The sequence below is a fragment of the Pseudoalteromonas sp. S2755 genome (assembly GCF_005886535.1).
Lineage (GTDB): Bacteria > Pseudomonadota > Gammaproteobacteria > Enterobacterales > Alteromonadaceae > Pseudoalteromonas.
The window spans coordinates 16,060-36,955 of the sequence record NZ_PNDS01000004.1; the positions used below are offsets into that span (position 1 = coordinate 16,060).

General features: G+C 43.2%; 19 protein-coding genes. 12 read left to right on the top strand and 7 right to left on the bottom strand.

The genetic code is table 11. The annotated features are described in order from the left end of the window. The first annotated feature begins 156 nt into the window (after nt 1-156). On the top strand, nt 157-561 hold the full coding sequence (locus tag CWC03_RS01215) for a PaaI family thioesterase (RefSeq protein ID WP_223193607.1): 405 nt from the start codon (nt 157-159) through the stop codon (nt 559-561). A gap of 134 nt (nt 562-695) precedes the next feature. Here CWC03_RS01215 and CWC03_RS01220 read toward each other — a convergent pair whose 3' ends face one another. After that, nucleotides 696-2,948, bottom strand: coding sequence for a TonB-dependent receptor (locus tag CWC03_RS01220; RefSeq protein ID WP_138580252.1), 2,253 nt, complete (start codon nt 2,946-2,948; stop codon nt 696-698). Between the two features lie 254 nt (nt 2,949-3,202). On the opposite strand from CWC03_RS01220, the gene CWC03_RS01225 reads away from it, so the two are divergent. The 3 genes from CWC03_RS01225 to CWC03_RS01235 all read left to right on the top strand — a co-directional run bounded on the left by CWC03_RS01225 (nt 3,203) and on the right by CWC03_RS01235 (nt 7,121). Next, nucleotides 3,203-4,204 carry a LacI family DNA-binding transcriptional regulator gene (locus CWC03_RS01225; RefSeq protein ID WP_138580253.1) on the top strand — a complete coding sequence of 334 codons (1,002 nt, stop codon included), beginning with the start codon at nt 3,203-3,205 and terminating at the stop codon, nt 4,202-4,204. Between the two features lie 128 nt (nt 4,205-4,332). Then, complete coding sequence (locus CWC03_RS01230) at nt 4,333-5,595, top strand: MFS transporter (protein WP_138580254.1); 1,263 nt, start codon at nt 4,333-4,335, stop codon at nt 5,593-5,595. A gap of 8 nt (nt 5,596-5,603) precedes the next feature. After that, on the top strand, nt 5,604-7,121 hold the full coding sequence (locus CWC03_RS01235; protein WP_138580255.1) for a trehalase family glycosidase: 1,518 nt from the start codon (nt 5,604-5,606) through the stop codon (nt 7,119-7,121). Here the strand turns inward: CWC03_RS01235 and CWC03_RS01240 are convergent. Beyond that, nucleotides 7,057-7,968 (bottom strand): helix-turn-helix domain-containing protein, encoded by a 912-nt coding sequence (locus CWC03_RS01240; protein ID WP_138580256.1) that lies wholly within the window; start codon nt 7,966-7,968, stop codon nt 7,057-7,059. The two genes, CWC03_RS01235 and CWC03_RS01240, sit on opposite strands and share 65 nt — an antisense overlap. 158 nt (nt 7,969-8,126) lie before the next feature. On the opposite strand from CWC03_RS01240, the gene exaC reads away from it, so the two are divergent. Continuing rightward, the gene (gene exaC, locus CWC03_RS01245; protein WP_138580257.1) at nt 8,127-9,647 is read left to right on the top strand and encodes an acetaldehyde dehydrogenase ExaC; all 1,521 of its coding nucleotides are present in this window, start codon (nt 8,127-8,129) and stop codon (nt 9,645-9,647) included. 226 nt (nt 9,648-9,873) lie between these two features. Here the strand turns inward: exaC and CWC03_RS01250 are convergent, their stop codons facing one another. Next, nucleotides 9,874-10,590, bottom strand: a complete 717-nt coding sequence (locus CWC03_RS01250; RefSeq protein WP_138580258.1) for a haloacid dehalogenase type II — start codon at nt 10,588-10,590, stop codon at nt 9,874-9,876. A gap of 147 nt (nt 10,591-10,737) precedes the next feature. Between CWC03_RS01250 and CWC03_RS01255 the strand changes: the two genes are divergently transcribed. The 4 genes from CWC03_RS01255 (at nt 10,738) to CWC03_RS01275 (ending at nt 13,590) form a co-directional block, all read left to right on the top strand. Further along, entirely contained in the window at nt 10,738-11,625 is an 888-nt protein-coding gene (locus CWC03_RS01255) for a LysR family transcriptional regulator (protein ID WP_138580259.1), read from the top strand. A 119-nt stretch (nt 11,626-11,744) separates the two neighbouring features. Next, the gene (locus CWC03_RS01260) at nt 11,745-12,029 is read left to right on the top strand and encodes a hypothetical protein (protein ID WP_138580260.1); all 285 of its coding nucleotides are present in this window, start codon (nt 11,745-11,747) and stop codon (nt 12,027-12,029) included. Nucleotides 12,030-12,232: 203 nt separating this feature from the next. Further along, the gene (locus tag CWC03_RS01265; protein WP_249313915.1) at nt 12,233-12,493 is read left to right on the top strand and encodes a YbaK/EbsC family protein; all 261 of its coding nucleotides are present in this window, start codon (nt 12,233-12,235) and stop codon (nt 12,491-12,493) included. A gap of 332 nt (nt 12,494-12,825) precedes the next feature. Next, nucleotides 12,826-13,590, top strand: coding sequence for a class II glutamine amidotransferase (locus tag CWC03_RS01275; RefSeq protein ID WP_138580261.1), 765 nt, complete (start codon nt 12,826-12,828; stop codon nt 13,588-13,590). Between the two features lie 64 nt (nt 13,591-13,654). Here CWC03_RS01275 and CWC03_RS01280 read toward each other — a convergent pair whose 3' ends face one another. Genes CWC03_RS01280 through purM form a run of 3 tightly spaced genes read right to left on the bottom strand, consistent with a single transcriptional unit; the run spans nt 13,655 to nt 16,066 of the window. Then, nucleotides 13,655-14,350, bottom strand: a complete 696-nt coding sequence (locus CWC03_RS01280; RefSeq protein WP_138580262.1) for a DUF3108 domain-containing protein — start codon at nt 14,348-14,350, stop codon at nt 13,655-13,657. Nucleotides 14,351-14,363: 13 nt separating this feature from the next. Then, entirely contained in the window at nt 14,364-15,014 is a 651-nt protein-coding gene (gene purN / locus CWC03_RS01285) for a phosphoribosylglycinamide formyltransferase (RefSeq protein WP_138580263.1), read from the bottom strand. Next, nucleotides 15,014-16,066 carry a phosphoribosylformylglycinamidine cyclo-ligase gene (gene purM, locus CWC03_RS01290; RefSeq protein WP_138580264.1) on the bottom strand — a complete coding sequence of 351 codons (1,053 nt, stop codon included), beginning with the start codon at nt 16,064-16,066 and terminating at the stop codon, nt 15,014-15,016. The genes purN and purM overlap by 1 nt, the downstream gene beginning before the upstream one ends. A gap of 382 nt (nt 16,067-16,448) precedes the next feature. Between purM and CWC03_RS01295 the strand changes: the two genes are divergently transcribed. Continuing rightward, on the top strand, nt 16,449-16,691 hold the full coding sequence (locus CWC03_RS01295; protein WP_502705363.1) for an HP1242/YdcH family protein: 243 nt from the start codon (nt 16,449-16,451) through the stop codon (nt 16,689-16,691). A gap of 243 nt (nt 16,692-16,934) precedes the next feature. Then, a complete protein-coding gene (locus tag CWC03_RS01300; protein WP_249313916.1) occupies nt 16,935-18,437 on the top strand; it encodes a putative bifunctional diguanylate cyclase/phosphodiesterase in 1,503 nt (500 codons plus the stop codon). Between the two features lie 59 nt (nt 18,438-18,496). On the opposite strand, the gene CWC03_RS01305 is transcribed toward CWC03_RS01300, so the two are convergent. Further along, nucleotides 18,497-19,468 (bottom strand): LysR substrate-binding domain-containing protein, encoded by a 972-nt coding sequence (locus tag CWC03_RS01305; RefSeq protein WP_010605058.1) that lies wholly within the window; start codon nt 19,466-19,468, stop codon nt 18,497-18,499. Nucleotides 19,469-19,623: 155 nt separating this feature from the next. On the opposite strand from CWC03_RS01305, the gene CWC03_RS01310 reads away from it, so the two are divergent. Continuing rightward, complete coding sequence (locus CWC03_RS01310) at nt 19,624-20,604, top strand: zinc-binding dehydrogenase (protein WP_249313917.1); 981 nt, start codon at nt 19,624-19,626, stop codon at nt 20,602-20,604. Nucleotides 20,605-20,896: the final 292 nt, after the last annotated feature.

A 20,896-nucleotide genomic window follows, 5' to 3' on the forward strand; every position in this document is an offset into this window, starting at 1 on the left:
GATTAATCTATGGGAATCTAGTTATAGATAATATATCTAGTCCAGCTTTTATTCGTGTTGAGCTAATCATATCGCTGTAACTCGTTTACCTATAAATGTGAACACCATTCGCGATCTAGAGTCTATTTGAGCGTAAATATTACTAAGGAGAAGAAGTTGAGCAATACTATGTTAGAGGAAGGAAAGGAGATCCTAGCACAGCAGTCTTTTAGTTTGTTGTTGGGCGCTGAGTTGGAGGTGTTTGAGGTTGGCGTTGCAGAGTTAAGCCTTGCTATTCGAGATGATCTTAAACAAAACTATGGTTTTGCACATGGCGGCGTGGTTAGCTATCTAGCTGATAATTGTATTACTTTTGCTGGTGCGTCGGTGCTTGGCAGCTGTGTTACCTCAGAGTATAAAGTAAATTATGTTAGACCCGCTATTGGCGATAAGCTAATCGCGAAGTCAACCGTGTTGTATTCGGGTAAACGTCAGGCGACATGCGAATGTAAGGTATATGCCAAAAGCGGTGACGAAGAAAAGTTAGTGGCGGTTTCTCTTGGCACAATTACTAAGGTTTAGGGCAGCAGAGGGCACTCTGAAGTGCATTTGCAAGAAGTTGCCCCGCAATAAACGTGTTAGGTCTTTTTAGCGCTACCAGCCTCAGGCATTTGATATAAGCGGGCAGCGCTATGTTAAACGCTTAGTTACAGCAACTAGAACGTATACGCAACGCTAAATTTCACACTTCTTGGCATGATATAGCGGCCATTGGGCGAATCTGGGTTACGAGGATCCCCCTCGGTGATCCCTTGCTTGTCAGTAAGGTTATCTACCGCTAGTTGTAATTTTACGCCCTCTGTTGGCTCTACGATAAGGCCAATATCAAGCTTTTCGTAGCCCTCTAACACGACAGTATTTTCATTATCCCCAAAACGGTCATCTACAGCCGAAAGGGTGCCATACAAGGTGGCGTACATACCCGACATTTCAAAGTCATAGCTTGGTGTAACGCGCAGCATCCAATCAGGTTGGCGCTGTGCTTTATTTCCCTCATTTGTTGGGCTTTCAGTAATTTCAGTGTCTTGCCAAGTAGCATTCAAGTTTATTGATAAACCCGATTCATGGTTATAGCTGTAATCAAGTTCTACACCGGTTGCTTCATTGGTGAGAATTTCTGCAGGTATACCAGGGCGTCTTACAAACGTGTCGCCTTTCACTTCATTGGTAAATAAAGTAACAAACAGGTCGCCGGTTTCACCCATATATTTATAGCCAAGCTCAGCTTGTGTGACTTCTTTAATCAGCGACTCGCCCGATTCATAGGTACTATAGTTGTCTCTGAAGTCGTCGAAATAAGGCATTTTGTAGCCTTTGTTCATACGCACAAAAACACCTGAATCTAAGCTCAAACTATAGTCAGCACCTAAGGTCCATGAAGTCTTGCGCTCATCATAGTCAACCGCTTTGGTGATAGCCCCATCTAAACCTTCGTCGACTGAATACTCAACCTCGTGTTGCTCGCTACGTAAGCCTAAATCTAACTTAAGGGCTTCCGTTGCTTGGTAACTTTGGGTGGTGTAGATGGCCCACGTTGTCGCATCACCAGAACTGTTAATGTCGTAGTTGAAGGCGCAGCCCGCAACATCGCTATTACACGCGATACCATCTAACACCTCGCCACCTTGTTCTAAAACGTGGTAGGCGGTATTACCTAAGCTCCACCAGTCTTTTGCAGAGGTAGTTGCAGTATAAATACCAAAGGCACTTGACCAATCACCAAAGGTTTTGCTTACAGCTAAGTCATTGGTGAAAGCTTCGATATCTTTTAATACAACCCAGCGACCATACTGCTGCACCATTGTATCACCAGCATACTCATTACCAGTGACACTGCCAGTAGCTGTTTCGCCATTGTCCGCTACATCACTTAAAAGCATTGCGCTGCCAGCAGGCACTAGGCCTATTGTATTAGCATCTCCTTGCGTTAAACTAAAGCGGTCGTTTAGTTGCCAACCATTGTCGAAATTTACTTTCAAACTACCGCCTGACACGTGACCCTTCCAGCCACGACCATCCCCTATATCTACATTCATCGTGGTGTTGTGTTCACCAAAATAAATAGTTGCTTTGCGATTGTTTGTGCCTAGTTGAGTAAAACCGGCATCTACACCTTCAACATTAAGGGGAGTTGGTAGGTACCATGCGCCAGTGTCATCAGTTTGACGGGTATAAAGATTAAATTCACCATTAGCAAACTCTTTAGTTAGGTTAATGGTAAATTGATGACCCTTTTCTGAGGTAAATCCCGCATCACGGATCCCAGAAGAGCGTTTGATATAGCCGCCAACCATATAATAAAGGTCATCGGAGATCTCACCACTTAACACGCCGTCAATACGATTTAGGCCATAGTCTGTGGTGGTATATTTAAATGTACCTTCGGTATCGGCTTGGCCACGTTTAAGTTGAAAGTTAGTTGTTAAGCCAGGCTGACCATTAGACACCACTGGGTTTGGTCCACCACGCAGGCCTTCCATCATACTGATGGTTTCATCGAGTCTGAAAATCGACGTGTTTTCTAAGAATGAGAGTGTTGGTGCAGGATAGATTGGACTGCCTTGCAAACTAACTGTTAAGAATGGTGCATCACCACCACCTGGAAAACCACGAACAAAAACGTTAGCGCCGGATTCTCCACCTGAACTTTCAACCCAGATCCCTGGTACCGCTTTCAGTAAGTCAGCTGTGCTTTTGGGCGCGAGCTTATCAATTTGCACTGCATCGATATTAGTTACAGCAAAGCTTGCATCAATTTTTCTGATCCCTGCGCCACCTGGTGTACCTGACACAATAATGGTTTCTACTTTCTCTTTATTATCTTTCGGTGTTTGCTCAGCCTGAGCTGATGTGCTTAACGCAAGCGTTATAGCAGCAGCGATCAAGCTTAAGGAGTTCGTTTTTATCACGGCTAAAGCCCTCTTGTTGTTGTCATAAACTGGTATTTAACGACTGTCTACTCTTTAAAATAGATCTTAATGCAAACGTTTGCAATGATGTTGTTTAAAATTTTGTCATAAAATGATGTAAGGCATTACAAATATAGCTTGATTGGTGTTCTTTTCTGCTCAGTTAGATTAAGGGATTCAATTAGTTATGGTCTAATTATCAAAAAATTGTAAGAATAGCAGTGCTATTAAGTGCATTTATTAAGAGGTTTGCGATGGGAACTACACAATTAAAGCTATCTGATCTAGCAAGGTTAGCTGGAGTCTCTACCTCCACAGCTTCCCGCGCACTCAATGATAACCCACTGATAAAAAAGGAAACTCGAGAGCGTATTCAGGCGCTTGCAAAAGAGCATCACTTTAGTATCAACGCAGCGGCCAGTCGCTTACGGATGCAAAAAACCAAAGTCATCGCTGTTATTATTAATCTCGAAGCTGAAACCAAACAATCTGTTGACGACCCATTTTTACTTAAGGTAGTGAGCGATATAAATCGTGCAGTGAATCGAAAAGGTTACGAGTTACTACTCTCCAATTCATATATGGCGGGGGAGGACTGGCATGGCTACTTTATTTCTGGTCGTCGAGCTGATGGAGTTATCGTCGTAGGGCAAGGCAAAGAGCAAGCACGAATCGAACGGGCCGCAAAAGCAGGAACACCAATTGTGGTGTGGGGCGACCCTAAAACTTCTGCTAATTACCCTATCGTTGGTAGTGATAATTTTATTGGTGGTATTAGCGCAACGAAGCACTTAATAGCCAAGGGTGCGTCTAAACTTCTATTTATGGGCGACCCAGGTCATGCTGAACTTGGTGAGCGCTATCGGGGGTTTTGCCATGCGGTAGAAGAAGCTCAAGTAGAAGCGCAGATGGTTAAAATCGATATTACCTCAGAAGCAGCCTACGCGAGTATAAACGCTTTGTTGCGAGCACAAGGATTAACCTTTGATGGGATATTTGCTTGTAGTGATATGGTTGCACTTGGGGTACTAAAAGCCCTAAAAGAGCGTTATGTCAGCGTGCCCAATGACGTTCGAATTGTTGGCTTTGACGATATTGCGATGGCACAAATTAGCTTTCCAGCACTTACGACGATTAAACAAGACACTAGTGCGGCGGCACAGTTATTGGTGGAGAAGCTACTCTCTCAGCTAAGTGGTGAAAAAACCACTTCTCAAGAGATTCCATCCTCATTGGTTATCAGACAATCCAGTTAAACCTTTGCAATTGTTATAATAATCATTAGCTTATAAAGCCTTGTTATGATTTAAAATGCAAACGATTGCAAAAAAGGAAAAGTCTGTCTAGACTAAAAAGAAATCACAGTGTTTTAACGAGAATAACAATGAACCGAGCACGTATCATACTTGCCATGGCCGTTAGTTACTTCCTATTCGCTATTTTGCTTAATAGTGTAGGGACGGTCATTTTGCAGTCCATTCATAGTTTTGGTATTACAAAAGCCCAGGCCGCCACGCTAGAGGCATTTAAAGATCTTCCTATCGCCATCGTTTCATTTCTGGTTGCGTCGGTTATTCCCAGGGTTGGGTTTAAGATCGCTCTGACCGCAGTGCTCGCGGGCGTAGCATTAATTTGTAGTATCACTCCTATGGTCGCTGAGTTTTGGATTCTTAAATTAGTATTTGCTTCTGTAGGGGCGGCATTTGCGGTGGTTAAAGTGTCGGTTTATGCGCTGGTTGGTCAAGTTACTGAAGGGAGCAACCAACATTCAAGCCTGCTTAATTTCATTGAAGGCGTGTTTATGTTGGGGGTCCTCGGCGGTTATTGGATTTTTGCAGCGTTTATTGACAACGGCGATAACTCTCTTGGCTGGTTAAACGTCTATTTCGTGTTAGCTGTTCTGAGTGCTTTTACTGCATTTATCGTTTGGATCTCCCCAATTGCAAAGCCAGAGCCAACGCAAGCTACCGAGTCTAGTGTCTCTGCATTTATGGCGATGTTAAAGCTTGTTGCTAAGCCGCTTGTGCTGGTATTCGTGATTTCCGCATTTTTATATGTATTGATAGAGCAGAGTATAGGCACTTGGCTGCCTACTTTTAATAATGAGATCCTGTCATTACCGGTGAACATTAGCGTGCAAATTACCAGTGTTTTTGCTGCCTGCTTAGCACTCGGCCGGCTAGGTGCTGGCATTGTGCTCACCAAAGTACATTGGTATGTGGTGTTAAATGTTTGTCTTGCCGCTATGGCAGGGTTAGTGATTTTAACCTTACCTATGACTGAGGGTATTGAGAAAACGCTTATTTCTTCGTTATTTGACGCACCCCTTGTGGCTTTTCTCATGCCGCTGATCGGTCTTTTTATGGCGCCTATTTATCCAGTGATTAATTCGGTAATGCTAAGTAGTTTACCCACTACACAGCACGCTCCGATGACAGGGCTAATCGTTGTATTTTCAGCGCTGGGTGGTAGCACGGGTTCAATGATCACAGGTTTAGTATTTCAACATTTTGGCGGTCAACAAGCGTTTTATGGGGCACTTATTCCCATGCTGGTGATTGCTGTGTGTTTATATTTCTTTAAATCGATGAGTGAGTCTAGCCAATCAAATCATGCTCACATGCCAAATCAACAAAAGGTGAGCTGAGGTTTTACATGCAGTACCAATCAAACTTTTATTCCACAGAGGTTTTCAAGGCGGTGCAAAGCGCTGGCCTGTTTTCAGACAGTAAAGTTTTTGCAGATGCCATCGCAAAAATTCCGCTCGCAGAGATAGAAAACCAGTATGTGATGCAAAAGCCGACGGGAGAGGCGTTACTTAGATTTGTGCATGCGCATTTTGACTTTGTTGCCAACAAAGAGTTAGATGCCTTACCAGACTTTACTAGTGCGCAGCAGTATATCAGTGCGCTGTGGTCGCGTTTATCTAGAAAGCCGAGCACCGTTGCCAAAGGCTCCTTGCTACCTTTACCTCATCCGTATGTCGTACCGGGTGGACGTTTTAATGAGATTTATTACTGGGATAGCTACTTTACGGCACTTGGGCTTTTGGATGCGAACAGAAGCGATCTCGTTGAGGGAATGTTAGATAACTTTGTGAGTCTTATTGATCGTATTGGACATGTACCTAACGGTAATCGAGATTATTACCAAAGCCGCTCCCAACCACCTGTAACCGCATTAATGGTTGATTTAATGTGGCAGGAAAAGTCCCACGATGAGCAGTGGCTGTCGCGAGTTACTCAGGCATTACTGAAAGAACATCAGTTTTGGCAAACCGGAGAGGATTTGAGTTGCACGGATAAAAAAGCCCAGTACCGAGTCGTAATCATGCCGTGTGGGGGCAAACTGAATCGCTACTGGGATCCGCTTGCAGCACCGCGCCCAGAGTCTTTTATTGAGGATATAGAATTAGCCGCAGCGGTTACGGACAGCGAAACGTTTTATCAGCACATTCGTGCGGCTTGTGAGTCAGGGTGGGACTTTAGTAGCCGCTGGTTAGCAAACGCTGACGATTTAGCGAGCATTCGTACAACAGACATTATCCCTGTGGATTTAAATGCACTGCTGGTATTGCTTGAGTCGCAAATCGCACGGTGTTTTGAGAAGTTAAACGAGCTAACGCAAGCGCAGTACTATGCCAATTTAGCGTCAAATCGTAGTGCACTGATACAGAAATATTGTTGGTGCGATAAAAAAGGCTGGTTTTTCGATGTGGATCTTAATGATTATGCGCGTACCACGGTTGAATCTCTAGCGGGCGTTGTGCCTATGTTTGCTGAGCTGGTTACACCCGAGCAGGCTAAGCATATTGGCAAAAAACTCGAGGCTGAATTTTTGCAACAAGGCGGATTGGTTAGTACCTTAGTCACTACTTCACAGCAGTGGGACAGCCCTAATGGCTGGGCACCACTGCAGTGGTTTGCGGTGTCAGGTTTAAGGGCATATGGCCAAAATCAACTCGCGAATAAGATTATGCAAGCATGGCTTTATGCTGTTGAAACCGGCTTTGAGCAAATCGGCTGTTTGCTTGAGAAGTATAATGTGGTTGAACCGGATAAACAGGCAAGTGGCGGAGAATACGTGGTGCAACAGGGTTTTGGCTGGACTAACGGAGTAACCAGTCGTTTTTATCGGCTTTTAGTGCCTGAAGTTGATAGTCCTTTGGGGTGACATTAAAGGCTTGTTTAAACGCTCGACTGAATTGACTTGGATGCTTAAAGCCGAGTGCAAAACTAATTGCGGTGATCTGATTTCCTGCTTTTAGTTTTGCCTTTGCTTCAGCTAGTCTTCGGGCTTGGAGCCACTGCTGTGGCGTCGTCGCAAATGACTTTTTAAATTGATTGAAAAAGCGGCTTCTACTCATGCAGCTAATTTTACAGAGCTTTTCTACATCTAATGGCTCGTCTAAATGCGTCTCCAAATAATGCATCGCTTGATACAAACCGTTTTGATCTGGTGTTTGTTTTACTGCGCCTAACAGCAGATCTCGGCTTTGTTGCTGTAGTAGTCTTGCAATTAGTTCGTCCATTGCCAAATCGATAAAGTACCCCCGCTCAGCCTCATTCTCACTGAACAGATGGAGCAATCGCCCCAAGCAGTGCTGGGTTTGCCAGTTATGCTCGGTGTGAACCAGCTGCTTTTGATAATTAAAATCACTAGGAAGCGAAAGTGCTAACTTCTCACTCACGGTATTAATTTTCTCTCGACTGATCTCAATTGCTAAACAGGTGGTGGGAGCGGATAAGCTGGCGTCGGGAAAGTCTATAAATACGGTTTGTTCTGGTGCCAATACGAAGCTTTGATGAGGTAAAAAGGGCTGATGATAGTCACAACTGTCTACGTGCATCACTTTTTTGCCCGTGATCATTGCACAAAACAACACTTCATTAGAGGCGAGTTTGACTCTATTGGTACTTTCGTAAGTGTCATAGACGCTCAGCTCTACGTGATTGGCGGCAAAACTTATCTTGTTTTCAACTAAGCGTTCGACACGACTGCGATGTTTAGAGATCTGCAAACAATGCACTCCTCCTCGGTTACTTTTGGACTGTGCGTATACATTCCGAGACCCTAAGTTAAGTTTTTAAAGGTGAATTTGGCTAATGTCAAATATTAGTAAAAACAAAACTGGGACGAATGAAGCCCAAATAAATAACACAAGTTGCAGAGGTAAAAATGATATACGCAAACCCAAATACTGAAGGTGCAGTCGTCAGCTTTAAGTCTCAATATCAAAACTTTATTGGCGGTGAATGGACGCCACCCGTTAACGGCCAGTACTTCGACAATATTAGTCCTGTTAATGGCGAAGTGTTTTGTCAGATCCCGCGCTCAAATAATGCAGACGTTGAACTGGCACTTGACGCCGCCCATGCCGCAAAGGCTGAGTGGGGTAAAACTTCGGTCACTGAGCGAAGTAATATATTACTCAAAATCGCAGACCGAATGGAAGCAAACCTTGAATACCTAGCGGTAGCCGAAACATGGGATAATGGTAAAGCTGTACGTGAAACGCTAGCCGCGGATGTTCCCCTTGCTGCTGATCATTTCCGCTATTTTGCAGGTTGCATTCGTGCTCAAGAAGGAGCCATTGGTGAAATTGACGAGTCAACCGTGGCCTATCATTTTCATGAGCCTCTGGGCGTTGTGGGGCAGATCATCCCATGGAACTTCCCATTACTTATGGCCGCTTGGAAACTGGCACCCGCTCTCGCAGCTGGAAACTGCGTAGTGCTAAAACCTGCGGAGCAAACGCCTGCATCTATTTTGTTGTTGATGGAACTTATCGCTGATTTATTACCAAATGGCGTGGTTAATGTCGTAAACGGCTTCGGTAGAGAGGCAGGCGAAGCGCTTGCTACGAGTACACGTATCGCAAAAATTGCGTTTACAGGCTCGACTCCTGTGGGTTCTCACATCCTAAAATGTGCCGCTGAAAATATCATTCCCTCAACGGTGGAGCTAGGGGGTAAGTCGCCTAATATCTACTTTAGTGATGTGATGCAAGCTGACGATGATTACCTAAGCAAGTGTATTGAAGGCGCGGTGCTGGCCTACTTTAACCAAGGAGAAGTATGTACTTGTCCATCGCGATTGCTCGTGCAAGAAGATATATACGATGACTTTATAGCCAAAGTCATCGAACGCACCAAGGCGATTAAACGCGGCAATCCGCTTGATACAGAGACCATGGTTGGTGCACAAGCCTCACAAGCTCAATTTGATAAAATCCTTAGCTATATTGATATTGGCAAGAAGGAAGGGGCTGAAGTGTTAATCGGTGGCGAAGTCGCAGAGCTTGGCGAGGGTTATCATAAAGGCTTTTATATTCAGCCGACGCTGTTAAAAGGGCATAACCAAATGCGGGTATTCCAAGAGGAAATATTTGGTCCGGTGATCTCTTTATGTACTTTTAAAGATGAAGCGGAGGCGTTGGAATTGGCGAATAGCTCTGAGTTTGGTTTAGGTGCTGGGGTGTGGACTAGAGATATGAATCGCGCATATCAATTTGGTCGCCAAATCGAAGCGGGTCGCGTCTGGACTAACTGTTATCATATGTATCCTGCGCACGCGGCATTTGGTGGTTATAAAAAATCAGGCATTGGCAGAGAAACTCACAAAAAGGCGCTGGATCATTACCAACAAACCAAGAACCTCTTGGTGAGCTATAGCACCAGTCCTTTAGGGTTTTTCTAATAACCTTAAGTTATTTTATTAATTGAGTACTGACAATGTTGGCAGTACTCAATTAATCAGTCATAAGACTAAGTTGTTTATTCGCAAACACTATCCTACGTTTGAGCCTTTTACCAGACACGCTGGTGGTGCAAGAAGGCTCACATAGCCGATTTAGTTCAAGTCCCGATATGCCTTTACCATTTTTATCTGCTAGTGTCAGGTTGCCTACGGATATTTTCTAATACTACTCGTTTTCAGAAGTGGTGAGTTCATCAGCCAAACTTGTTAAGTCAGTCAGCACGTAATCTGGTGCCTTTGCCAGTGGATAAAGTTGCTTTTGTGGTCTTGCAATAAACGCAGTTTGCATGCCCGCGGCTTTAGCGCCGGCAACATCCCAGCCGTGAGCCGCCACCATTAGCGCTTGGTCTGGGCGAATATTTAGTTGCTGTAACGCCCACTCATAGGCTCTAAGGTCGGGCTTATACACTTTAATGTCTTCAATACTCAAGCGTTGATCAAAATAGGTGATTAGACCGGCATTTTCAAACTGCGCTTTAACTCCTGCATTCGATGAATTGGTTAAACTCACGAGTTTAAAGCCTGCTTGTTTGAGCCGTTTTAGCGCTGGAATGACATCTTGATGCGGGGGCAAAGAGAGCAGGGCGGGCACAATTGCTTGCTTAGCTTGTGCGTCAGTTATCGTTAGGCCTTTGTTTTTTGCAACCATCTGTAGCGCGGCAACGCCTATCTTGCCAAAATCTTGATAATCACCACTTACTGTAGTCACTAACGAGTGATGTAGCATAGTGGAAAACCAAAGGGGTAATAGGGACTCATCACCCCCCAAAACTTGGCTAACTGGTTTATTCATTGACTCTAAATCAAGTAAGGTTTCATTGACATCGAAGAAAATAACTTCCGGGCGTTCAACCTTTGAGTTGGCTTGGCTAATATTCGGCATTAGGCCTCCTAACATAACGAATAGACTAATTAAGGTGCGTTTCATTGATAATTCCAATTTAGTTGCGATGAGAAGCAGTATATTTATTTGATAAATTTAAACAAAGCGCGCATATTCGAAAGCAAGATTCGAAAAAACTAAATCGACATGTATTCAATCGCTGAACTCGAAACATTCTTAGCTATTATTAAGCACCAAGGAGTAGTTAATGCTGCAAAGCAGTTGAGACTCTCACCTGCGACGGTTAGTCATCGCCTTAATAAGTTAGAGCAACATTTAGGCACGACTTTGCTGTTTAGAGATAGTCGTACGCTAACTTTGTCCCCAGCCGGAAGTACTTTTAGAGAGAGGGTGGAGCATATATTAGAGGCGCTTTATGATGCTGAGCATGAAATAGGTGCAAGGGGCTCTGCAGTAAGTGGGTTACTTCGTGTCACTATGCCGCCTTGGGTGTTTTCACAATTTGTGATGCCAAATCTTAGTCAATTTGAACAAGCGCACCCACAGTTAGCACTCGATTTCCTGATCAATGACCAGTTTGTAAACATAGTTGAAGGTGCTCAAGATGTAGCGATACGTGTTGGGCAGCTGGCTGATTCGGGGTTGTTGGCGAGAAAGCTATGCGATAACCACCGGATATTATGTGCAGCGCCGAGCTATATTACTCGCTATGGCATGCCTGACAATATCAATGAATTACAAAATCACTTTTTTGTATGCTTACCATGGCAACGAGAATTTAAGTTAAAAGAGCCAAACGGTAGAACTGTACACTTTAACGCAAAAACTCGTTTTACGATTTCAAACTCAGACAACATGACTTCTGCCGCCTTGGCTGGGCATGGCATTGCAGTTAAATCTCACATCGCCATCAGAGATAACCTAAAACGGGGTGAGTTAGTGCCTATAATTCCAGGTTGTCTCGAAAGTGACGACGCACCTATTTGGTTTGTCAGGCCACAGCACTCGCTAAAGACACGCAAGGCAGAGGCATTTTATGAGTTTATGAAAGCATTATTCGAAAATAGGGGCTAATACTTTAGTCTGCTTGTGCTTTTAAACTAATAGCTCTAAACTCTGTATTAAAATTAGAAACTAGCCAGCTTGATGATTGTAAAATCGAACTGGTAACACTGATAGCAAACGGAGCTGCTATGTTTAAATTCATTTCTTGGATTTTTTCTATCACCGCGTTTTCACTTACTCTATTCTTTGTCGTGCAAGGTAGTTATATGCTTTGTTTAGTCATGCTATTTGCTGGATTAATTGCATTGCCAAAACATGAAAAAGAGTTGCAACCACTAGGTATGAGATTACATGCTAAGCATTTTTCTCGTGAGTCTCGTTCACTTAGCTCAAAAGAGGTAATAAACTTTTTATTAGCATGCTCATTGGCTGGCGCTAGCCTCGCATACCAATGGCATGTGGTAACAATATAGACTTTACTTTACGTAAAAATCCTTAGTCTTTATATGTAGCTATAATCCGAGTTCCAATTAATGGGATACTCGGATATTTTTCAATGCTATCCCGCGATAGGGTTACTTCATAACACAAATAGCATAAAACATACTGGATGTTTAAAATTTGCTCAGTAGCTGTTAGATTGGTTTTAGCTATCGCAGCATTGAAGAGCAATTGAATGTCACAGCCGTTAAAACCCTCATCAATACGTGTTCAAGAGTTCCTAGCCAGTCGTGGGCATAACTTCACCGTTACAGAGCTTGCAGACTCTACTCGTACTGCGAAAGATGCTGCAAATGCGATTGGTTGCACTGAGTCTCAAATCGCCAAGTCTCTGATATTTAAAGATAGCAATACAGAAAAAGCGGTCTTGATAATTGCTTCTGGTAGCAACCAAGTGTCCGTGAAAAAAGTGGAAGCTGCAATTAGGGCCTGTTGATCTTTCAAGTTTGTTTTTGCAGCAGTTTGATTGGTATTTATACAAGGCAGAGCCTGCGTAGCATAGTCATTCTATGTAAGTCTGGCGATAAAGACTTTGTGCTCCTGCAAAGTCACCTTCAAAATAATCGTATTAATACCGCTCTCAAGGTAGTTGAATTTAAAAAGTAAAGACACAGAGATACATGATAAACTTACCGCCAATAATTCAGTAGTATGACTATCTAAGATAATCGAGCTACTAGTCATAAGTGTGACCAAGCGTGTGACCTTTTGATACTTGTGATTTGTATTTTAATCATAACTTTATGATATTTAGGGTTTAAGTGATTTATGTGCGAGCTTTTGGGGATGTCGGCGAACGTACCGACAGATATTTGTTTTAGCTTTTCAGGGTTATTGGAGCGCGGTGGCAATACGGGCCCTCATAAAGATGGCTGGGGTATCACCTTTTACGAAGGGAAAGGATGTAGAACCTTTAAAGATCCGGAGCCGAGCTGTCAGTCAGAAATTGCTAAACTGGTCAAAGCGTATCCGATAAAAAGTGTGTCCGTAATAAGCCATATTCGGCAGGGAAATAGGGGGCGGACTTGTCTTGAAAATACCCATCCATTTACGCGAGAATTATGGGGCAGGGAGATCACTTACGCTCACAATGGTCAGCTTTCGGACTATAAAGACCTAAAAACTGACTTTTACCGACCCGTTGGAAACACTGACAGCGAGCTAGCCTTTTGTTGGATTTTGGACAAAGTACGAGAAAAATACCCAAGTCGTCCGTCAAACATGATCTCAGTTTTTAGGTACATCGCAAAGCTAGCGCACACATTGAGAGATAAAGGCGTGTTCAATATGTTGATCACCGATGGCATTTATGTGTTGGCGTATTGTACCAATAACTTACATTGGATAACCCGTAGAGCTCCATTTGGTAAGGCCACATTAATCGATGCGGATATGGTGGTGGATTTTCAAAAGGAAACCACACCAGATGATGTCGTTACAGTGATCGCAACTCGGCCGCTTACTAACGATGAACAGTGGCAAAAGCTTGAGCCCGGTGAGTTTGCTTTATTCAAATTAGGTGAGAAGGTGTAGTTCTGAGTTTTTGTAAGCAAAGGCGGCTTAGTTGAGCCGCCTTGATGAATTAACGATGTTGCTATCAACTCTCTGATTTGGGCTGATAGGTTTTAAGCTCTATCTGAAACTGCTCCATACCATCTTTACCTTTGTACATTTTAACTAGCATATGATCATAACTCGGTGCAAACCAAGCAATGGCTTGACGATCGCTATCATCATAAATGCGTTTAACTTTGATGGTTTTGACGTTGCCAAAAGGCAGAGTGATCATTTCCTCGCCGGCCACCTCAAAATCATAGCTTCGCTGGTCGCCTTTTTTGTCTATGATTGGGTAGCTAAACTTGGTCTTTCCCGCCTTTAAATCTTCTCGCAGCTGTACTTGATAACTAATTAAATCTTGCTGATTCTCAAGCCATTTCACTTTCAGAGGATACTTTTCTTCACTGGAGGTAATTGCTTGGTTTTGGTGATCAAACTTAATTTTGTAGCTTTTATCTGGGCCAGTCCCTTCACGGGTCATACTGTAATGTAGTGGGCTGACGGTATGTTCAGCGACTTTAAACAATGATTCTTCAGTTCTTACGTCTGAAAAAATCATCCATTCGATATCGCTTTTGTAACGTACAGCGTATGTTGCATCCGCTATTTTTGTGAGGTCTCGCGTGGCACTACCATGAACCTTACCTTTGCGTGAAACTTGGTATTCGGCGTGATATTCAGTGAGTGAGTTTGCGAATGTCGAAGTGGAAAGTAGAGCGCTAATACCAATTAGCACAGCGCTCCATTTTTTATTTTTCTGGGTACGGCGCACCTTGAACTGGTAAGATTTTGTTATCAAAAACAGCATAGTCTGCTTCCATTGTTAGTCTTTGTTCGCTGAACCATTTGACCACCAAAGGATAAAGAATGTGTTCTTGCTTATGCACACGTTGCGCCAGTGACTCTGCCGTATCATCTGGAAGAATAGCGACCTTGGCCTGACAGACCACAGGACCACCATCTAACTCCTCTGTGACAAAGTGAACGCTAGCACCATGTTCTGCATCATTTGCATCGATTGCTCTTTGGTGGGTGTTCAGCCCTTGATACTTAGGCAACAAAGAAGGATGAATGTTCAACATTTTTCCTCTAAATTTTTGCACCAAGTTTGGAGTTAGAATACGCATAAATCCAGCTAATACAACCAAATCTGGTGTAAAGCTATCAATTAGTTGACCAAGCGCAACATCATACTCTTCACGAGAAGCGTATTGCTTATGATCTAAAACGGATGTTGCTATACCAGCCTCTTGCGCTCTGGTTAGGCCGTATGCGTCCGCTTTATTACTAATAACGGCTACAATTTCACCTTGAATATAGCCAGCTTTGCAAGCATCAATGATTGCTTGCAAATTTGAACCACTACCAGAAATCAGAACAACAAGGCGAGTGGGTGCCATTACTCGGCACCACCTAAGATCTCAACTTGCTCTTCACCAACCTGAGCATCTTGAATTTCACCGATGTGCCAAGCATTTTCGCCTTGTGCTTTTAGGATTTCAAGGCTTTGCTCAAGCTTGTCAGCAGGAACAACTAAGATCATGCCAACACCACAGTTGAATGTGCGGTACATCTCGTGAGTTGCAATGTTGCCGTTCTCTTGTAACCAGTTGAAGATTGCAGGCCATTGCCAGCTATCACCTTTGATCACTGCTTTTGCAGATTCAGGTAGCACGCGAGGGATGTTTTCCCAGAAGCCACCGCCAGTGATGTGAGAAAGTGCGTGAACATCAACTTCTTTTAATAGCGCTAAGATTTGCTTCACGTAGATACGCGTTGGCTCTAGCAGGTGCTCGCCTAGCGTTTTGCCTTCGAACTCTGCGTTAGTATCTGCGCCAGATACTTCTAGTACTTTACGGATTAGAGAGTAGCCGTTTGAGTGCGGACCGCTTGAACCCAATGCAATCAGCTGATCGCCAGCCGCAACTTTAGTTCCATCAATGATTTTAGATTTTTCTACCACGCCAGTACAAAAGCCTGCCATATCGTAGTCATCGCCTTCGTACATGCCTGGCATTTCAGCCGTTTCACCACCGATAAGCGCACAACCAGATAGTTCACAGCCTTTACCAATACCAGATACTACGTCCGCCGCAACATCAACGTCTAATTTGCCTGTAGCATAGTAGTCCAAGAAAAATAGGGGTTCAGCGCCTTGGACAATAAGATCGTTAACACACATAGCAACTAGGTCAATACCTACTGTGTCGTGCTTTTTCAAATCGATAGCTAAGCGTAGCTTAGTACCAACACCGTCAGTGCCAGCAACCAAAACAGGCTCTTTATATCCAGTTGGAAGTTCGCATAGTGCACCAAAACCACCAATGCCACCCATTACTTCTGGGCGACGAGTTTTTTTCACTACGCCTTTAATTCTTTCGACCAATGCGTTGCCCGCATCGATGTCAACGCCAGCGTCTTTATAACTAAGAGACTGTTTTTGTTCGCTCACAGGTTTTCCTCAAAAGTTGCTAGATAGATTTGCTTAGAAACGCCGACATTTTACAACAATTGCATCTAGGCGGCTAGCGACTTTGCGAGAAACCCTAAGAATGTGGTCAAAGGTCCTCGATTTTGTCTTTCGAACAGTATAAAGAAACGACAAAAATTTGATTGTTTATAACTGAATGTGATTTGCGTTAGATCAATATTCAAGGAAGGTAGCAGCGTACTATGGATACAGACCCAATCAGACAGTAACTTCAAAAAATGTATTCGAAATCACTGTCACTAACGGCGCATTGATTGGGTCTACCCAAAACTCAAATGCATTTTCAGCCTTAGTCTGAGGTTTGTACCTAAACTCAGATTACCTAGCTAATTATGGGAATAAAATGATGAATATTGAACGCCACAGCCTAGCTAAAGAACTGCCGGAGTTTAAAGACAGAATTCATGAATTAAAACTGTCTGATGGACATTTCTCAAAACTTTTTAAAGATTACCATGAAGTAGACAATGAAGTTATTCGAATTGAAGACGGTGTAGAGCACTCAAGTGATGAGTATCTTGAATCACTGAAGAAAAAGAGGCTGTGGTTAAAAGATCAACTTTACCGAATTCTAAAAAACTGTTAATCAAGGCCAACCGGCCTATGAGCGGGCTGCCAAGCCCGCTACTATATTCCCCGCCAATTGTTGAATAATTTAGCCTGTCCCGAGCAAGGGCAGATTTATAATCTATACTCTAACCATTGTATTCCATGCACGACGATTCCTTTGATTGCACTTATATTAGTATTAGCTGGCAGCTTTATCATGGGATTAGCTTTTTCTCCGGCCTTTAAAATATGTCGATTAACCTCATCGGTCGGGTGGCGAGTGTTGTTAATTCTTATGGCTCTGTTTGAACTCGGATACTTGAGCTTTGCCTACTTCCTGTACGATCACAATAGCGCTAGTTTTATTGAGCAAGGCTTAAGTTTAATCCTGTTTCTTGGCTCCATTTTTGTTTTTGTGGTGAATTGCCTAAGTCTAACTAGCCTGCAAGAATTAAATGAAATTGCAACGCAGGCCAAATATAACGCTGAACATGATTTTTTAACGGATTTGGAGAATCGTCAGCGCTGCATAGATGCCATTAATGAACGTAAACATCAGCAGCTTGACTTTAGTGTAATCTTGGTTGATTTGAATAATTTTAAACAGATCAATGATGCAAAAGGGCACTTCTTTGGTGATAAATTGCTGGTGGAACTTGCCCATAAAATGCGCGCAGCACTGCTTCCTCGTAGCAAGTTATATCGCATGGGCGGCGATGAATTTATCATCCTGATGGACGTGACAGACGTAAATTGTATTTACTCTCAAAATAATGCACTGCTCAGCGAATTAAAGTCAGGTATAGAAATTGAAGAGTTGCAGCTGGACGTGACATATAGTGCAGGAGCAAGCTTATGGACTAAATCACGCCAACTTGATGTGTTTGACCTTTTGAAGCAAGCTGATATTGCCATGTATTCGGCCAAACATAGCCGTCAGAGCATTGTTATTTTTGATGAAGAGCTTCATGAGGGAATTGAGGCCGAATTTCAACTTTTGGCTAACCTCAAAGTTGCGCTCGCTCGAGGTGAACTGACGCTCTATTATCAACCGATAGTGTGTTCTCAAAGCGGTGATATTCATGGAGTAGAAGCACTAATAAGGTGGCCTCAGCCTGATGGCTCAATGATAATGCCAGATCAGTTTATCGAGTTAGCGGAGCGCAATAATTTGATCAGGCAAGTGAGTGCATTTGTGATCAATCGTGTATTCCAAGATCTCGCCATTTTGACCGAAATAGATAACAAGTTAGTTGTGCACATTAATCTTTCCTGCCAAGACTTTGCTGAACAGAATCTAATTAATACTCTTGCCATGCTATTAGATACTCATCGAGTAGACCCAACCCATATAGTATTTGAGCTTACAGAAAGCACCGTGATGGAAGAGGTGGAAAAAGCGAGAAGCTTAATTGAAACATTGATAGATATGGGATTTGCAGTGAGTATTGATGATTTTGGGACCGGTTTTTCTTCATTTTCTATTCTAAAAGAGTTACCAATTTCGCAGATAAAAATAGACGGCTCGTTTGTCAGGCTAAGTCATGAAAGTGAAAAAGATCAAGCCATAGTAGAAACCAGTATGTTTTTAGCGCGTAAATTGAACTGCAGTATTGTTGCCGAGGGTGTTGAAAGTGATGCCTGCTTGCAGTATTTATATAGTTTAGACTGTCCTTATATTCAGGGTTTTCAGATATGTGAACCGCTCTCGCTAAGCGAATGCGTAAAGTGGATTAATTCCCAGAACATGGTGAGAGGCGCGATGAAAAGGTTAGACGGTTGAGGTCTATAACCCCCTCGCCAAAAAGCTTAATACCAAGATATACGGATAAATTGCCTCGACTAGAAAGTTAACATGGGTTTAGGTGGGATAAAGCCGTACATTTGTTCAAACCCTGGGATTTCAGTTTCCCATATTGGGGTTTCTTCACCGATATATGCACGGAATGCATCAAGAAACAGCCTAGTCCTGACTGGTAAATCACGATGAGGATAGAGCGCATACATCGCAGCAAAATCGACCAGTTTTGTATTAGTCAAAATCGGTTGTAATTTGCCTTCAGTAATTTCTTTACCGACTAAAAAGGCTGGTGCAACAATATAACAAGTACCGGATAGCACACTTTCCATCAATGTATCTCCGTCGTTGGTTCTGAAGATACTCTTCACAGGCATTTGCTGCTCGATGCCTTGCTCGTCTTGATAGGTGATACTGGTAAACCTTAACGCATCACTGGCGTAGGTCGCGGCAGGTAATTCGCTGAGCTCCTCAAGCGAGTTTGGCGTGCCATGAGTTTTTAAGAACGTCGGGCTTGCTAATATGAGCAATCGATTGCGTGCAATTCTGCGGGCGATAAGCGATGAATCTTTCGGCTCGCCGACACGAAAAGCCAAATCAAAGCCTTCACCCACTAAGTCTACGAGTCTGTCTTCAAGCCTAAGCTCAACCTCAACATGAGGAAAACGTTTTTGAAAGTCATTGATAACAGGTTGCACATAGCGTCGACCCACCACAGTAGAGCTGGCAATTTTAAGCAAACCTTTAGGCTCGGTATGGTAATTCTGTGCGATGCGTTGAGTATCGTTTAGTAGTAGCCTTAGCTCTTCTGCTTTTTTTACCATTTCGGAACCTGCAGAGGTGAGCGAGAAAGAACGAGTTGTACGATTCATTAATCTTACACCGAGTTCTTCTTCCAGCTTGGTCATCTGCTTAGAAATAACAGAGCGATCGATATTTCTCAGTTGCGCCGCACTGGCAAAGGAACCTCGTTCCACGACATCTAAAAAGATTAATAATCTGCTGCTAATATCCATAAGGCGAGAAAGTTCAATAAGACTGATGCCATTGTGACACTAAACAATTGGAATTGCGAGGGGCATATTTACACTAATAAAGTTGTGGCAAAATGCTAACAATGGTTTAATGAATTTAGTCTCACTACTTTATTTTTAACATAACGCAAAGGCATATGATGAAAGCAGTCCGATTCAATCACACAAATGGACTTACCTTCGAGCAGGGAGAAATTAACTTACCTGAGGCAACCGATGATCAAGTTTTGGTCAAAGTTGAATACGTTGGTTTAAGCTTTATCGATACCAAAGTGGCCAATTGCCCCTGTGAAGAAACACCGAATAGAGTGTTTGGTGTGGATGCTGTGGGTGTTGTGGAAAAAGCATGTAAAACGGGATTTCCAGAGCCTGGTACACGGGTTTTTTGGCATGGTGACATTCGAGAGCAAGGCACGATGAGTGAATTTACCTTGGTGCCAAGTCACGCACTTACTGTACTGCCAGAAAATGTTGATGGTAAGCTCGCCTCAGCGGCAATCGCACCGGCTATGTGCGCATTAATAGCGCTATTTAAGCTTCAACTAAATGCAGGTGATACAGTTTTAATCGAATCTGCTCATCATCCAGTAGGCCAAATGGCAATACAGTTTGCCAAACAGGTGGGGCTTGGGGTGGCGGCATGTTCCGAGTCCAAATATAAAAAGCTGCTTGAAAAGCTAGGTGCGGATCTCGTGTATACCCAGTCTGATTTTGCCGGCCTAGCCGATGCCCTGCAGCTTCATTTTGGTGCAGCAGAGGTGCAAGGCGCACTAGATTTAACAGGTACACATACCCAACAATTGATTTCACATTTGATATTTTGTGGTCGAGTAAGTTGCTTAGCGGGATTACCTGCTATTGAACAACACGTCTTAATGAAGAAAGCGCCAAATATAGGCATCGTTTCTTTGTGTGGCAGTTGGCTTTCCAACAGTGTTTGTGCGCAGCAGAGAATGGCATTTATTGGCAATACCCTGGCTGAAAAGCTTGAAAAAAACGAAATTACTTTGCAGCAACTTGAATCAATTTCACCGCAGCATGATGCGTTAATTGAAACGCTGAAAAAGCTAGAAAGCGACGATAACATCACGTTTTTTGCGGCAGATATGAAACTGTAGTCCCCACGAGCAAAAATGATTTATCCCCTTTACGCAACAATACTGAGCTTGGCTGCATTCGCTAGGCTCAGCGTCCAAATAAATTGATACAATTTCTGACATTTTTCATCGTTTGAACACCGTATACTTCCCGGCAGGCCTCGACATGAAGGGAACACGTCATTTCTTTCCGGCTTCATAGAGAGTCATTGTTATCGCAAGGCGAAATTTTACATTGCGTCAATTGATGTCAGGGAGGCATCAATTTGGTGCGAATTGATATGTTTATTTGCACTCGTCAAATTGGATAGAC

Excerpts from the sequence above, each read along its gene's own strand:
- CWC03_RS01310 (WP_249313917.1), top strand. The coding sequence starts at position 19,624 with ATGATGAAAGCAGTCCGATTCAATCACACAAATGGACTTACCTTCGAG.
- CWC03_RS01275 (WP_138580261.1), top strand. The coding sequence starts at position 12,826 with ATGTGCGAGCTTTTGGGGATGTCGGCGAACGTACCGACAGATATTTGT.
- CWC03_RS01225 (WP_138580253.1), top strand. The coding sequence starts at position 3,203 with ATGGGAACTACACAATTAAAGCTATCTGATCTAGCAAGGTTAGCTGGA.
- CWC03_RS01305 (WP_010605058.1), bottom strand. The coding sequence starts at position 19,468 with ATGGATATTAGCAGCAGATTATTAATCTTTTTAGATGTCGTGGAACGA.
- exaC (WP_138580257.1), top strand. The coding sequence starts at position 8,127 with ATGATATACGCAAACCCAAATACTGAAGGTGCAGTCGTCAGCTTTAAG.
- CWC03_RS01255 (WP_138580259.1), top strand. The coding sequence starts at position 10,738 with ATGTATTCAATCGCTGAACTCGAAACATTCTTAGCTATTATTAAGCAC.
- CWC03_RS01260 (WP_138580260.1), top strand. The coding sequence starts at position 11,745 with ATGTTTAAATTCATTTCTTGGATTTTTTCTATCACCGCGTTTTCACTT.
- purN (WP_138580263.1), bottom strand. The coding sequence starts at position 15,014 with ATGGCACCCACTCGCCTTGTTGTTCTGATTTCTGGTAGTGGTTCAAAT.
- CWC03_RS01265 (WP_249313915.1), top strand. The coding sequence starts at position 12,233 with ATGTCACAGCCGTTAAAACCCTCATCAATACGTGTTCAAGAGTTCCTA.
- CWC03_RS01250 (WP_138580258.1), bottom strand. The coding sequence starts at position 10,590 with ATGCCGAATATTAGCCAAGCCAACTCAAAGGTTGAACGCCCGGAAGTT.
- CWC03_RS01230 (WP_138580254.1), top strand. The coding sequence starts at position 4,333 with ATGAACCGAGCACGTATCATACTTGCCATGGCCGTTAGTTACTTCCTA.
- CWC03_RS01295 (WP_502705363.1), top strand. The coding sequence starts at position 16,449 with ATGATGAATATTGAACGCCACAGCCTAGCTAAAGAACTGCCGGAGTTT.
- CWC03_RS01235 (WP_138580255.1), top strand. The coding sequence starts at position 5,604 with ATGCAGTACCAATCAAACTTTTATTCCACAGAGGTTTTCAAGGCGGTG.